This is a genomic window from Shewanella sp. MTB7 (genome assembly GCF_027571385.1).
GTDB lineage: Bacteria > Pseudomonadota > Gammaproteobacteria > Enterobacterales > Shewanellaceae > Shewanella.
The window spans coordinates 1,066,932-1,081,539 of the sequence record NZ_CP085636.1 but is presented as its reverse complement, the minus strand read 5'-3'; the positions used below and the strand labels follow the sequence as shown (position 1 = coordinate 1,081,539).

The window sequence follows — 14,608 nt, the reverse complement described above, 5'->3', positions numbered from 1 at the left end:
GAGCAATTGAGAGGTAATATTCGCCTTAATAAAAATAATTATAATCTTTCATGGATGACTTATGAAGATGCTGAAAAACAAACCGAATAGGCCATTAAGCCATTTATTGACTCTACTCTCTAGCCTTGCTTTGTCATCATCTGTTTATGCCCATGATGTTAAAGAGCACACGCCAAAAACTGAAAGCATCCAAGCACAAGAGTCTGTTACCGCTAACAAGGATGACCGTTCACTTGAGAGAGAGCATAAAACCTCATTAGTCGATGAGCGGGTACATGATGAGTTGGCAACATCTGAACTCCCCTTTGTTATGACGCCCCATAACGTCAACTATATTTTGCCCGTAACCTATAACACTAGCCCGAATATGACGCCCTTTAATAAAGAGGGGACAGAGCACACATTAGGTCTAGATAACGTAGAAGCTAAATTTCAGGTTAGTTTTAAATTCCCCTTGATGTACAACGTCTTCGGTGACAATGGTCATCTATTTGTTGCCTACACTAATCAGTCATATTGGCAAGTCTATAACAAAGATATCTCCTCACCCTTTCGTGAAACTAATCATGAACCAGAGATATTTATGATGTTTAACAATGATTGGCAACTAGGTCCATTACGTAACTCCTTCTGGGGAGTGGGCGCTGCCCACCAATCAAATGGTAAGTCAGGCAATCTTTCCCGCAGCTGGAATCGACTCTACGCTACTATGGTATTTGATAGTGGCCCGTTCGCCTTAGGAGCAAAAGTATGGTGGCGTATACCTGAAGATGAAAAAGAAACCCCCTCTTCTCCAGAAGGTGATGATAATCCAGATATCGAAGATTACATGGGTAATTTTGAACTAACAGGCATTTATGGTATCGACGAGCATAGATTTACTATGATGGTAAGAAACAACTTAACTAGCCCGAACTATGGCGCCATTGAAGCCACTTGGAGTTATCCAATCATTGGTCAATTGAGAGTTTACACCCAATATTTCAATGGTTACGGAGAAAGCTTAATTGATTACAATGCTCACACTCAACGTATAGGTATTGGCGTGTCGATAAACGATATTCTTTAAAATAGTACATTAATCATGAGAAAATATGAGGGCTTATCTAAGCGTTGTTTAAGCCCTTACTCATCAGAAAAACAGACTTAAGTCGCGCATTAAGGAAATAAATTAGACCGTCTAAATAAGCTATAGTGTATTGAGCTAGATAAAGGTAAACCAGCTGAACATACCTAAGCCGTTAGACCTCTCTGGTGACGGATATATCAAGGAGTGATATGACCTTCAAATTTAAAGATATCGTTAATATATTTGGTATCTGTTTGCTGCTTTGTATTCTGCAGCTCTCCCGTTTTATGCTGGTAGATAACACCTTCAAAACGAGCCTAAGCTTCAGCCAAATGCAGCAAGATCTCAATGTCTTAGTCACAGAGATTGAGCGAAAATCAGCATTTTCAATTCTTGTCCCTTCACGCCTAGAAAAAATTAAACAAGATATCGAACATATTCGATATCTTTATCCCATTGAGATAGATTCCACTAGGTTTCACGCTGAGATAACTAAGTTAACCGCTCAATTAGATGACCCAGGCATCCACCTCTCTGCGGATACGGCTTCAACAGGACAACTCCCTTGCACATTAAGACCCATGGGAGACTTATGGCTCGCACTTGACTCATTCAATAACCCACTGTCTATTGACCACCCATTTATTACTCATATCGATGGCATACCGATATCTCATTGGCTAAAAACAGCTAAACACTTTATGCCAAAGTCACAACAAGGGAGCTTAACACTTCAACATCAATGGCTGTTACAGATAGATATATTAAGAGCTGAAATGGGCATAGCGTTAGGTAAAATAGTCACCCTTTCTCTTAGTAATGGTGAGGGCTCAAACTCCCAGATTGAGTTAGTTATTCCTCTCAAAGTCAAGCCCGTTTATCATGAACCCGCACTCATAAGCTCAGATAAAACCCCCAACCCGATTAAGATCTCTGACTTAGATCAGCTCGCCACAGATAGTTATCTGTTATCCAAACTTCAGCTAGCATTCAAGAACCCACTAACCATTCTAGACCTAAGAGAGGCTAGTGGAGCCAGTGATAAGCTATTAAACATAATAATGAATAACTTTGCAGATCGAGCCCCCCTAAGCAACGTAGACAGAAGCACGATTAATCCCGTTTTCACCTTTGCCCAATATCGACGCTCTATTGATGTTAAAAATGACTATTTAAGGACAGATCACTTTCGTTCTTTAGATGAACTGACGTTCTTCGAACAGATACAGATATCTGAAATAAAAAAAGAGATTGAAAGTAAGCAAACAGGTCACTTCAGTCAGCTCTATGGTAGAAAAAACAAAAAAGTGCCTGATAGATATCCACACTCAAACAGGCTAGTTCTGCTTATTGGCCCACAATGTAAACAAGAATGTGAATGGATTGCTTATCTAGCAAAAAACTGGCCCAGAGTCACTTTAGTTGGTGAAAAAACTCAAGGAGACATAGGCAAACACTATCGTTTCCGTTTACCTAACAGCAAGCTCAGTATAGAGCTCACCACAAGTCTTAATTATAGCAATCAAGGAAACTTAATATCAGGTGTAGGAACTCAACCAGACATTATTCTGACAGCCAGAAGACCCATTCATTGGTCAACCTTAGTCACTCAACTCAAATGTCAGCCAATGCCTAACTGCCCAGATAAACGATCTCAGTCTTATGCCACAGCCATAATTAATTGAGTTAAACTATTCATAAAGGACGTATCTTCAAGATCGGAATTCACCATGTCAAATAAACGCACATTTATACAGAAAGCGGATAATTTCAATCGAGGCGCACTGCGCATGACTGTCGCCATGCTAAGAAGTGAAAACCCAAAACTGGCACTACTTGTACAAAATCAGATGGTTGGAGCTCTAAATCCCCAAGCCGACAACAACCCTAGTCCCAAAGATAACTTTAGGGTGAACTTACTTTCTTTGGATGTTAGAGCTGTAGTAGAGCACCTTGCAGTAAAAGAACGGAGTGCTAATGTGGATACTGGGACTCAGGTGCTAATCAAAGCATTAATCGTCGACTGGATGAATTATGCAAATATGCTTATCGAACTAGAAAACGGAAAAAATGCATAGTAGAGTATATTAATCAGTCACTAACAGTATTGTCAGTTACGTTTTTGAATGGCAAATAAAGTACATGGAATTTCAAGATGAGCAGTCCGATTGGTGGGTTTTATCTCAATGCACAATACAAGAGACAAGCAGATAAGTTCGAGATAGAAACTGAAACCAAACTGGAGTTGTCTCTTCAGCTTTTATACGAAGAGACGCTTTTAATCGATACCACTAAGCCTGCCATAGTAAACAAAGCGCTTCTTATCGAAAATGAGAGGTGTTCAATAATACTTACGCCAAGTCTTATCTCTGAAAATCTCATTCAAATTCATAGCTTAATCACCATAAATCATCTGCATTCAACTCACACAGCTCAACAAATTATAACGATTGAATTTGGCGAGCAACTTACTACACTTGTCGAAGGAGATAGCAAAATACAATTAACCCTCTGCGCTAAACTCTCCTAAGCATCAGCATAAACAAGTATGCTAATCTAGTGAGATAATATCAGAATCCACAGGCATCGCTAACATGAAAGCTTTTCTAAAAATACTATTCGTCATCCTATTTTCCAGCCCCTTAACAGTGATGGCTACCGACCTTAACGTTGGCGATACCGCCCCAGACTTTAAACTCCAATCAACCGATGGTCACTTCTATCAACTCAGTGATTATTTAGGCAAACAGACATTAGTGCTCGCCTGGTACCCCATGGCAAACACCCATGGTTGCACATTAGAGTGTCGCTCTTTGGTTCAAAAAGGACATTTGATCCGTGAATACAATGCAGTCTATATGATGGCCAGTGTCGATGACTTAGAAGATAACCAAGAGTTTGCTAAAGAGCAGAAAGCTGATTTTCCCATGTTAAGCGATCCGACGAAAAAGACAGCTAAGGCATACGATGTGCTTAACTTTGTTCGCGTGGCTAGCCGAGTGACATTTTACATCGATAAAGACGGTAAAATCTTGAAGATAGATGAGGATATTAATGCAGAAACTGCGGCCGAAGATATTGCGGCAAACTTAGCTGAACTCGGAATTGATAAACAAAAGTGATGACTTAACATCTCTCCCTAAGGCTAACCATCAGCTTTAGGGAGATCTCAATATTAACCTTCTGCCGCTTCTCGAATACGCTCTTTACGATCTTGCTCTTCATCGAAAGCCGCTTCAATTTCAGCAAGAATAGAATCGACATCAGCCGCTTTAGTGCTCTCTACAAATACACCAGTTAGCACGGTATCCGGTTTCAATTTGCCAGACTCAAACAGGGCCCACATCTCTTTGGCATATTTAGTTTCTAGCAATTCAGGCGCAAACTGACCATAGTATTGAGTCATGTTATTCACGTCACGCTCTAACATACGTTTTGCGTTGTTATTGGCAGCCGCGTCAACCGCTTGAGGCAGATCAATAATCACCGGACCTGAGCTATCCAATAGCACATTAAACTCAGAAAGATCACCATGAATTAATCCAGCACACAACATACGCTGTACGTCTTTCATCACAGTCTCATGCTGCTCAAGCGCTTGCTCTGATGTCAAAGTAACATCATTAAGACGCGGTGCAACAAAACCATCATCGTCGGTGATAAGCTCCATTAAGAGTACACCGTCAAAACATCCATAAGGTTGTGGAACACGAACCCCGGCATTAGCAAGACGATACAAGGCATCAACTTCGGCATTTTGCCAAGCAGACTCCTGCTCGCTACGGCCAAATTTAGATCCTTTTTCCATTGCTCTTGAGCGACGGCTATTACGGCTCTTACGCCCTTCACGATATTGAACCGCTTGCTTAAAGCTGCGCTTCTCAGCTTCTTTATAAATTTTTGCACAACGTACATCGCCACCACTACGGACAACGAAGACATCGGCTTCTTTGCCACTCATCAATGGACGAAGGACTTCATCTACTAAGCCTTCATCGACGAGAGGCTGGATACGTTTCGGAATTTTCATAGCGCCCTTATACCTTACTTAAGGCTTCGATGGAATATCAAACCCAGAAATCATTAAAGAAAATGAACTTAAACTCAGTAAATTTAAAGATTTCTTGAGTTTAAAATGCAATAAAATAAAAAATTTAAGTAAGAAATTCAAATGCTAAGTCGTAAGCTTTACCAAGATCGACTGTTTTAGGCTTTAACCCTTTAATCTCAGCAGTTTTTTTGTCTGTCGCCCTTACTGTCGCGGGGTGTACCAAGTTCACTTTTACTGGTGCCATCGCCAAAATAACCCCCTCCATTAAGAAGGTACCGGCACCACCAGCGCCTTGCCCCGACGTCGCTCTACGGTTCAAGACAATCTGTTCAATCTTATACTCTACACAATAAGCATGAATCATTTCACCAAACTGGATAACTTCGCTTTGATTTGGATTCTTTATCAATGCCAGTTTATTTACTTTAGGTGACACTAACTCATGACTCGTACGTGAACCTGATAATGTCACAACACGCACTTCATTTGCTTTTAAAAACATACCCGCTATCGGCATAGCTTAAAGATTCCTAATGTCAAAAAAAGAGCCAGCTTAGCTGGCTCAACTGATTATACTAACTTACTCATTTGCTGGTGCAACTTTACTATCCATAACTGAATCGAAAACAATACCGGTTTGATTCACATCTATTCCCATTCTCACCTGCATATTATAACCTTTCATCATGGATAACTCTTCAGAGATCGGCTCTCCAGCCATTTCCGAAAGTGTGATAAGAAATGGGATCACCTTGCCGTAATCCACCCCAAAAGAGTAAAGGCTCTGATTGTTCAAGGTCTCTCCCACAAGCTCATTGGCTTTCACTTCTCCCGCTTCTCCACTGAAAATCACTAAGTGCTCACCTCTAATCGCCATCATAGGTTTAATTCCCAACTCAGGTAAGATTGGCAATAAAGGGGAAAGATCAACGGCTTCATTATTATTCGTTAATTGAATACTCGCTAGCTCTGGAGCAAAAGATTTTACCATATTAAACAACATGCTTGGATTCTCTGCTGATAAACTTATTATCGCATCCAAACTTTTGAGGCCCGGATTATCTTGGTCATCATTAAACTGATAATCAATGACCGAAGCCGCAAGCCCCTTAACACCATTGGCCATACCGGTAAACATACCCAACATTGCCGGGCTCTGACCAGACACCTCCTCTTGTGCCTCTTGCAACACTTGGCACTGATATTGTGGCGTTAACATATCATCCCATATGGCTGTCAATGAAGGCGCTAGTTGATTCATATCTAAACCGAGTCCCATAGAGAACACTGAATCAGCCTGACGTATGTAATCAGGAATAAATCCTTGCATAGATGACAATGCATCAAGCATCACCTGATTTTTACTCTCAACGATGGTGGCAAATTCAATATGACTCAGTATGTCACTAATAGAGACATTACTGACACCAAATACAGTACGAGGCCAGTTGGCGACAATAGCTGATAACTCAGTATGGCACTCGTTTGAACGTAGCATAGCGAAAGGATCCTCCCCCTCCAGCTCAGCAAATGCCATAAGCTGTCTCGCTAATTGATTACCATCTTTAGTCGTTACCGCCTTGACCAACTCTTGATGGTTAATATACCCAATACCATCGCCATTAAAGCCATGAGTCTTCATGATATCTTGCAATATGTCTGAATCGGCTAGAGAGTTAGTGACAGGAGTCAATCCAAGTGCCGTTTCGAGTGTACTAGGCTGACTAAAAGCGCTATCCAGTGTCACCGTCAGAATGCCATTACTGATAGAAAACAGTAGAAATATGGTTTCAGATTCATCCGCATCAGTAAGCGCGTAAGCACGGTACTCTTGACCTTTTATGCTTTTTTTCTCATGAGTAAAGCCACTCTCTTTTTCAGCTTTATCCAGCACAGTCCAAATCGCCTCAGGCTTTTCAACTTCCAGTTTAATCACGGGCAGAAGACCTAAGGTATAAAAGTAACTACGCATCTGTTCAGGAAGACCGAAAGTCGAGATAAATGTATCACCACTGACTAAGCTAGCCATGTAAGTTTGGATCAAACTTAACATGAACTTAGCCCTAGCATCGTCGGACTCTTCAAGCTCAGCGAACATATCATCTGAGTAGCTTTGATAACCTGGAGAAACGGAGTTGATATAGGCTTTAATAGGAAATGGGGTTAGCTGACCAGAAAAAACAGGTGTATCGGCCGGAACAAAAGCTAAAATGGCATTTGACTCACCATTTGCTTCCATATCTTGACTCACCCAGTACCCAGCAGCGCTTGCTGCTATCACTGCTGCTGCGATTAATATTTTTTTCATCCAACTAACTCCATTTAAATTAACGTTCTTATAGCTAAGACGTACTTAGACTTAGATCATTCTTACTGGCATGAACGGATCAATATACTCTATCAGGCTCTTATACCCAAGCTACTTGGAAATGTAGGATCCCAATACTCATATGCCTAGAATTGAACTAACGCAAAGCCTCTAAAACGAGCATTATCAAGTAATCAGGGGATCAAGTGAAGGAAATAGCTAAGCTAGACCAAGATGAATAAAATCTGATTTAACAAACTTCCTGCCAATGACTAACGCGGCCTTAAATCGGATACCTTAACGACATAAGAGTCTTCATCAGCGAAGCTTTAAAAAGAGATTTGGAGGGCATTGCGGATTATTGCCTGAATAGCCACAGCGGACTATTCAGGCGCTTAAGATTTTGATTATACAAGCGCTAACAAGTCAATCAAAATGCCGCTTATCCAAAGGACAAGCAAGGCTTATATCTGCTGACAGCTCTGCATGTGATAACAAGTCATATCTATCGACCATTTCTATAGACTTAAAGGTCAGAAAATAAGCCAAATGATATAGGGAAGACCTTGTTATCACTGAGTTACACATAGACTCTAAACAGAACAACATACTAAAACCATCTACGGGAACTGATGACTATAGACCATAAATACAACGTGTGCATAACGCTGTGGGTAAAAATGTATAAATATTAGCAAATTTAAGTCAAAAGTTTACATTTCAATCGCCAATACTTTATTTAACAAGGGTATAACAACCTTATTAGAACATACCAGTTACCCACAACTTTAACGATTATCATCATACTTACCACATAAAAAAACCACTGATCTGCAGCAGAAAAGTGGTTTGATTTTGTTCACTAGAAATTAGATTTCAAAGTGCAGACCACACTCACGCTTCAAGCCGTTGAAGCGAGTCTCCTCTTCAGTCATTCCTAGTTCTAAAGGCTTACTAGAATGTGTATCGCCTACAGAAACATAGCCTTGTTCCCACAGAGGGTGGTAAGGCAAGTCATGCTTAGTCAGGTACTCATGGATCTCTTTATTACTCCAATCTAAAATAGGTAATATTTTAAAACGAGTACCGTGAATCGCCAGAATAGGTAAAGCTTCACGCGTGCTTGACTGTGAACGACGTAAACCAGCAAACCAAGTGCCGACTTCGTTTTCCTGCAGAGCTCGCTGCATCGGCTCAACCTTGTTCATGCGATTATATTGATCTAACCCGTCCAAGCCTTTTTCCCATAACAGGCCAAACCTTGCCTCCTGCCAAGCAGGAGTCAGCTCAGATGAATAGATTTTAACATTCAGCTTAAGACGCTCGGTTAACTTGTCGATAAAGCGATAGGTTTCAGCAAAAAGATAACCGGTATCAGTCAGTATCACTGGAATATCGGCTTTTTGACTGCTAACGAGATGCAACATAACTGCCCCCTGAATACCAAAACTCGATGATAGCGCATGATTCCCAGGCAGGAACTCAAGCGCCCATGCCACACGCTGTGCTGGAGTTAACTCAGCTAAAAATACATTTATTCGCTCAAGCTCACTCTTCTGCTCAACTGCTGGAGCACTGAGTAGCGCCAGCAGTTCATCACTCGAGACGATTGAATCAATACTGCTTGATTCAGGCATGATTGCTCTGCTCATGGAAATCCTTAGCGGCATCTATTACCGCTGTCACTGCACCAATGCGTACCGTGAAGTTACCAAAGGTTTCTGCCTCCTCTCGCTCAGCTGCATAACGGGCAAACAAGCCATCGAGTTCAGATAGAATTTCAGCTTCTTGAATATTTTCACGGTATAATTTATTTAAACGTGTTCCTTCAAAACTCGCACCTAAATACAAGTTGTAGCGACCCGGCGCCTTACCCACCAAACCAATTTCGGCGGCAAAGGGACGCGCACACCCATTTGGACAGCCCGTCATGCGGATCACAATGCCCTGATCAAGAAAGCCGTGCTTCTCCTGCAAGGATTCAACCTTAGTCAAAAAATCAGGAAAGTAGCGCTCAGCTTCTGCCATGGCAAGTGCACACGTAGGCAAGGCTACACACGCAATAGAGCGGCCACGGGTTTCAGTGATCAACTTCCCCATCAAACCGTGACTTCTTGCTAATGCTTCAATCTCTGCTTTATCCTCTTCGGCCACACTGGCGATGATAAAGTTTTGATTAGAGGTCATGCGGAAATCGCCTTTATGTATTTTAGCGATCTCTCTTAACCCTGTTTGCAGTGGCTGATCAGGCAGATCTTTAATGCGGCCACCTTCGATAAATAGCGTTAAATGCCACTTACTATCAACGCCTTTGATCCAACCATAACGATCACCACGATCACCGATCACAACATCACGCTTAGGTTCAAACCTCACCCCTGCACGCTTCTCAACTTCCGCTTTAAACACCTCATAACCATATTTGACTATGGTGTATTTAAGCCTTGAAAGTTTACGGTTAGAGCGATTACCCCAGTCACGTTGCACCGTGAGTACAGCTTCAGCAAACTTCAATACATCTTCAGATTTGATGAAACCAAAATCGTCAGCAAGACGTGGGAAAGTCTGCACTTCACCATGGGTTGATCCCATGCCGCCACCAGCGACTAAGTTAAAACCAACCAACTCGCCCTCTTCAGCAACGGCAATCAGACCTAAGTCGTTGGTATAAACGTCAACGTCATTGTCTGGCGGTACAGCAACGGCCATCTTAAACTTACGCGGCAAATAGGTTTTACCGTATACCGGCTCAACGGTGTCACCTTCATGGGTGATCACTTTATCGTCACCTAACCAGATCTCAGCATAAGCTTTGGTATGGGGAAGATAAGTATCCGATAATTGCTTAGCCCAGTAATATGCCTGTTCATGAAGACGAGACTCAACGGGGTTTGGGTTACACATCACATTACGGTTTACGTCACCACAAGCGGCAATCGAATCCAGCGCCTTTCTATCTAAACTTTGGATCAGGGTTCTTAAATTACGTTTAGAGATCCCATGGTATTGAAATGTTTGGCGCGTGGTTAAACGGATACTGTTAGAGCTGGTCAAGGTCGATGAAATCTCATCAACACCCAACCACTGCTCAGGAGTACAGACACCACCAGCAACACGTGCACGCAACATAAAGCTATAGAGAGGTTCAAGCTTCTGCTCTTTACGCTCATTACGCAGATCACGATCATCTTGTTGGTAAAAACCATGAAACTTAATTAACTGCTGATCCCCTTCACTAAAAGATCCGGTAACCGCCGTATCTAATCCTTCCTTAATCGTTCCACGCAAAAAATCACTGTCTGTTTTCAGGTATTCATTTACCGATAATTCTTCAACTTTCTCTACACTTTTATCATCTGACATGACCACAGCCTCACTCATTCTTCACTCGTGCAACGCATCATGGCGCTGCCTCTTTATAGGGTTTGTAGCTAAGAGTTTTTCTTAGTACACATCTTTCTGGTAGCGCTTATCAGTGCGAAGCTGTTCTAAAAAGGCATCGGCCTCATCGCTGGTTTTACCACCAAATTTAACTGCGACATCAAGCAGTGCCTGGTGAACATCTTTGGCCATACGTTCGGCGTCACCACAAATATAGAGATGAGCGCCAGCCTCTAACCATTTCCACAACTCTTGTCCTTGCTCTGCAATGCGGTCTTGAACATAAATTTTATGGGCTTGATCACGAGAGAAAGCCAGATCGATGCGTGTCAAAGAGCCATCTTTGATGTATTGCTGCCACTCTGTTTGATAGAGAAAATCTTGTTCGAAATGAGGATTACCGAAAAATAACCAGCTATCACCCTCAACTCCTTGAGCCGCTCTCTCCTGCATAAAGGCACGAAATGGTGCAACACCAGTACCAGGGCCAACCATGATCACTGGCGTATCGGGATTTTCAGGCAATCTAAAGTGATTGTTTGGCTCAACATACACCTTCACTTCAGCGCCCTCAGCTGCTTGTGCCAAGAACTGCGAGGCACCGCCAAATCGGGCTGCACCGTCACGTTCGTCTTCAACCAGCGCCACAGTCAAATGCACTTCTGACTCAACTTCTGACTGACTAGATGCAATTGAATACAAGCGTGGAGTAATAGGACGAAGCAGTTCAACTAACTGCACCGGAGTAATATTGACCTGATATTGAGCAACCAAATCTGCCAGTTGATGATTAAGTACAAACTGGCGTGTCAGCTCCTTATCCTCAACAATCTTAAGCAGCTCAGCATCTCCACTTAATTCAGCCCAGCCTTTAACTAACCCAGGATAAAGTTGAGTGAGTTCTTTCTTTTCAATTAATGCCTGCTTCAACGACAGTGAACCTTTAGCCACCGTCACTTCTGTATTACCATCCAAAGATAGTTTAGTGAGGATCTCTTCAACCAACTCGGCACTGTTACTAAACCAAACGCCGAGTGCATCACCGGCTTGATAACTAAGCTCAGATTCACCTAGATCAATCTCTACATGACGTACATCACGATCAGAATCACGACCGGTTAACTTCTGGCTAACCAATAATTCAGCTGTATAAGGCTTTTGCTTGGTAAACTGGCTCTCGCCAACGCTTGCTGAGGAGCCGATAGAGACAACGCTTGCACTTGATGTTTGTATCAGCGGTTTAACACCTTCCAACACATCTAACTGCCACTGCTCAGCAGCCTCTTCATAATCGACATCACACTCCACCAGCGGTTGAATGGCTTTGGCACCAAGACCACTTAATCTTTCATCAAAATCTTTACCTGTTTGGCAGAAGAATTCATAACTTGAATCACCTAATGCCAACACTGAATAATGTAAGTTTTCTAAGTTAGGGGCTCGCTTAGAAGCCAAAAACTTATGCAGTTCAAGTGCATCATCCGGCGCCTCACCTTCGCCATGTGTACTGACCACGGCTAATAATAAGGTTTCCTGCTTAAGTTGGCGCACCTTGTACTCACCCATAGAGGCTAAGTTAACTGCATAACCTTGTGCCTTAGCTTTAGCAGCCAACTCATTGGCAACTCCTCTGCCATTGCCGGTCTGACTACCGTATAAGATAGTGATCGTTTGTGCAGGAGCAGCGGCTTCAACGCCAACTTGACCAGTTCCCTGCTCTGCCGTAGCAGATAAGTAACCACTAACCCAAGCTAGTTGAACGGCACTCAGCTCAGAAGTAAGCTGTTTTAACTTTTCTACCTGCCCTTGAGACAAAGGAGAAGCGAATGATGAAAGCTCTTTTAACAACATGGGAACAGCCCTATTCAGTGTAATGTTGTTAGCTTAGCCCCTATAAGCAAAACCAAAAAAGAATAAAATCTGATTTTTAATGCTTTTTTGGAATATAGGAAAGAGAAAAGTCTCCCATGGACAGAACAAGAGTCTTAGTTCATAACACTGAAAGATAATTGGAGCACAGACTAACTGGCTATTAATAGCCTGAAGTGAAGTGTGAAATTGTATATGCAGGAATACAGTCAAGAATTAGATGTAAGCATATGGATTAATTTAAGTTAGTCATTCATCATAAAAATGTTTCTTAGGTTAATAAACTATATTTAACTGCGTTAATTCCTTCTATACTGCAGCCAAGTTTGACTTAACACACTGAGACGATGACATATCACGCCCCCATCATATTGGCCATTATTGCCTTAACCTTACCTCAGGTTGCTACCGCCGCAGCAAACAGTGACATCAAGATCTCTGAATCACAATACGAAACCCTCTATGAAACTCAATACCAAACCGATATCTGGGGCCTAGGAATAGGAATGAGACGCGGTGACATTCCCTATGCGACTGAGGATGACGAAGTGTATGATATTTTACCGATGATCAAATACCGGAATGACTATTTCTTCATCGATGGAATGGAAGCCGGTATTCATCTTTGGAAAAACGACCTCCATCAGGTTAACGCCTACACCCGTTTCAGATTTGTCGATATTCCTCAAAGTCTGCAAAATGAGTCACAATCACAAGCCTTCGATTTTGGCCTGCAGTACCGCTTCTTAAAAGGCCCTTGGGAAGCCGATACCGCGATTATGTCAGACTCAAATAAACGCAGCTACGCCTTTACCCGAACTCAGTATCACTGGGAAAAGGGAGATTTTTACATCAATCCTTATGCCGAGTTTCACTGGAAGAGTGCTGATTTCAATGAGTACTACTATGGCTTAGAGCAATATGATGTCGGTGCTGGAATCGAATTTAAAGCGGGCATCAAGACACGTTATCATCTGGTTAGCAATCTGTACCTGCTAGGGCAATTTGGCCTAGGGCGTCTCGAAGATGATATTACTCAGCTGCCCACCATTGATACTCAATATCAGTATGAATCCTATTTCGGCTTCGCCTTCTATCCCGATAGCAAAAGCAGAAAGACAATGGCACTTAAGTCAGCTTCACCTGAAAGTGATGACGACAGTGAATATCTACGAATAGCTCACGGTTGGGCCACACCTTCTAACCTCAACGAGATAATGACAGGCCATGCAAGAACAGACCCTTACAATAACCAGCTAACCTCACTGTTTTACGGTATCCGTTTAACCGACACGCTATTTACACTGCCTATCGAACTTTACTTTACCCCTGGTGCTATTTGGCATCATGATTCTAAAGTTCAAAACAACTTAGCTGAGGCCGTCATAGCAATAAAAGCCTTCTATACCTTCGAGTTTGGACCTAGATGGCGTTTGGGTGTGGCAGAAGGATTATCTTACATCAGCACAGTGAGCCACATCGAAGGGACTGAGCTAGAAGAGAAAGGATACGCTCCCTCTAAGCTACTCAACTATTTAGACTTCTCACTGGACGTCAATTTAGGCGACATTTTTAACCGTCATGATATGCGTAACCTATGGCTTGGCTACAGTATTCATCACCGTTCTGGGATTTATGAGAAGAGCTCAGCGTTCGGCAGAATAGGCGGAGGCAGTAACTATCAAAGCGTTTATCTTCAATGGCATTTTTTACCCCATAAAAACAATATAAAAAAGGCAACAAAACCACCAATGTAAACCCGAGCCTGGTTCTACAGCGATTTGCGGCCGCTACACCACATATACCAAGAAACTTCATCCGTCCCAATGCATCTTCTAAGTTATCACCAATCACATAGAGAAAATACATCCTTGCATGATAGATAAACATCTGCTTATATAAGCCTACGACTTTAGAATTGACGAATCTT

General features: G+C 42.2%; 12 protein-coding genes. 6 read left to right on the top strand and 6 right to left on the bottom strand.

Translation table 11 applies throughout. The features are described 5' to 3' along the window. Window positions 1–61 precede the first annotated feature (61 nt). The 5 genes from HWQ47_RS04375 (at window position 62) to HWQ47_RS04355 (ending at window position 4,191) form a co-directional block, all read left to right on the top strand. Window positions 62–1,069 carry a phospholipase A gene (locus tag HWQ47_RS04375; protein ID WP_442802086.1) on the top strand — a complete coding sequence of 336 codons (1,008 nt, stop codon included), beginning with the start codon at window positions 62–64 and terminating at the stop codon, window positions 1,067–1,069. Between the two features lie 209 nt (window positions 1,070–1,278). After that, window positions 1,279–2,754, top strand: a complete 1,476-nt coding sequence (locus HWQ47_RS04370; protein WP_269969967.1) for a S41 family peptidase — start codon at window positions 1,279–1,281, stop codon at window positions 2,752–2,754. A gap of 45 nt (window positions 2,755–2,799) precedes the next feature. After that, window positions 2,800–3,147, top strand: a complete 348-nt coding sequence (locus HWQ47_RS04365; RefSeq protein WP_269969966.1) for a hypothetical protein — start codon at window positions 2,800–2,802, stop codon at window positions 3,145–3,147. Window positions 3,148–3,224: 77 nt separating this feature from the next. Beyond that, window positions 3,225–3,599, top strand: a complete 375-nt coding sequence (locus HWQ47_RS04360; protein ID WP_269969965.1) for a hypothetical protein — start codon at window positions 3,225–3,227, stop codon at window positions 3,597–3,599. 64 nt (window positions 3,600–3,663) lie between these two features. After that, the gene (locus HWQ47_RS04355; RefSeq protein ID WP_269969964.1) at window positions 3,664–4,191 is read left to right on the top strand and encodes a peroxiredoxin family protein; all 528 of its coding nucleotides are present in this window, start codon (window positions 3,664–3,666) and stop codon (window positions 4,189–4,191) included. A gap of 53 nt (window positions 4,192–4,244) precedes the next feature. Here the strand turns inward: HWQ47_RS04355 and HWQ47_RS04350 are convergent, their stop codons facing one another. From HWQ47_RS04350 to HWQ47_RS04325, 6 genes are all read right to left on the bottom strand, one after another. Next, window positions 4,245–5,099 (bottom strand): PA4780 family RIO1-like protein kinase, encoded by an 855-nt coding sequence (locus HWQ47_RS04350; RefSeq protein WP_269969963.1) that lies wholly within the window; start codon window positions 5,097–5,099, stop codon window positions 4,245–4,247. A gap of 124 nt (window positions 5,100–5,223) precedes the next feature. Further along, on the bottom strand, window positions 5,224–5,637 hold the full coding sequence (locus tag HWQ47_RS04345; protein ID WP_269969962.1) for a DUF3010 family protein: 414 nt from the start codon (window positions 5,635–5,637) through the stop codon (window positions 5,224–5,226). Between the two features lie 63 nt (window positions 5,638–5,700). Further along, window positions 5,701–7,428, bottom strand: a complete 1,728-nt coding sequence (locus HWQ47_RS04340) for a hypothetical protein (RefSeq protein ID WP_269969961.1) — start codon at window positions 7,426–7,428, stop codon at window positions 5,701–5,703. 869 nt (window positions 7,429–8,297) lie between these two features. Beyond that, window positions 8,298–9,080, bottom strand: a complete 783-nt coding sequence (locus tag HWQ47_RS04335) for a phosphoadenylyl-sulfate reductase (protein ID WP_269969960.1) — start codon at window positions 9,078–9,080, stop codon at window positions 8,298–8,300. Next, entirely contained in the window at window positions 9,058–10,791 is a 1,734-nt protein-coding gene (cysI, locus tag HWQ47_RS04330) for an assimilatory sulfite reductase (NADPH) hemoprotein subunit (RefSeq protein WP_269969959.1), read from the bottom strand. The genes HWQ47_RS04335 and cysI overlap by 23 nt, the downstream gene beginning before the upstream one ends. An 81-nt stretch (window positions 10,792–10,872) precedes the next feature. Then, complete coding sequence (locus tag HWQ47_RS04325) at window positions 10,873–12,660, bottom strand: assimilatory sulfite reductase (NADPH) flavoprotein subunit (RefSeq protein WP_269969958.1); 1,788 nt, start codon at window positions 12,658–12,660, stop codon at window positions 10,873–10,875. A gap of 365 nt (window positions 12,661–13,025) precedes the next feature. Between HWQ47_RS04325 and HWQ47_RS04320 the strand changes: the two genes are divergently transcribed. Next, a complete protein-coding gene (locus HWQ47_RS04320; protein ID WP_269969957.1) occupies window positions 13,026–14,435 on the top strand; it encodes a MipA/OmpV family protein in 1,410 nt (469 codons plus the stop codon). Window positions 14,436–14,608 lie beyond the last annotated feature (173 nt).

Bases quoted from the DNA above. Each gene is read 5' to 3' on its own strand.
- HWQ47_RS04370 (WP_269969967.1), top strand. From the start codon at position 1,279: ATGACCTTCAAATTTAAAGATATCGTTAATATATTTGGTATCTGTTTG.
- HWQ47_RS04320 (WP_269969957.1), top strand. From the start codon at position 13,026: ATGACATATCACGCCCCCATCATATTGGCCATTATTGCCTTAACCTTA.
- HWQ47_RS04345 (WP_269969962.1), bottom strand. From the start codon at position 5,637: ATGCCGATAGCGGGTATGTTTTTAAAAGCAAATGAAGTGCGTGTTGTG.
- HWQ47_RS04355 (WP_269969964.1), top strand. From the start codon at position 3,664: ATGAAAGCTTTTCTAAAAATACTATTCGTCATCCTATTTTCCAGCCCC.
- HWQ47_RS04335 (WP_269969960.1), bottom strand. From the start codon at position 9,080: ATGAGCAGAGCAATCATGCCTGAATCAAGCAGTATTGATTCAATCGTC.
- HWQ47_RS04325 (WP_269969958.1), bottom strand. From the start codon at position 12,660: ATGTTGTTAAAAGAGCTTTCATCATTCGCTTCTCCTTTGTCTCAAGGG.
- HWQ47_RS04365 (WP_269969966.1), top strand. From the start codon at position 2,800: ATGTCAAATAAACGCACATTTATACAGAAAGCGGATAATTTCAATCGA.
- HWQ47_RS04375 (WP_442802086.1), top strand. From the start codon at position 62: ATGAAGATGCTGAAAAACAAACCGAATAGGCCATTAAGCCATTTATTG.
- HWQ47_RS04340 (WP_269969961.1), bottom strand. From the start codon at position 7,428: ATGAAAAAAATATTAATCGCAGCAGCAGTGATAGCAGCAAGCGCTGCT.
- HWQ47_RS04350 (WP_269969963.1), bottom strand. From the start codon at position 5,099: ATGAAAATTCCGAAACGTATCCAGCCTCTCGTCGATGAAGGCTTAGTA.
- cysI (WP_269969959.1), bottom strand. From the start codon at position 10,791: ATGTCAGATGATAAAAGTGTAGAGAAAGTTGAAGAATTATCGGTAAAT.
- HWQ47_RS04360 (WP_269969965.1), top strand. From the start codon at position 3,225: ATGAGCAGTCCGATTGGTGGGTTTTATCTCAATGCACAATACAAGAGA.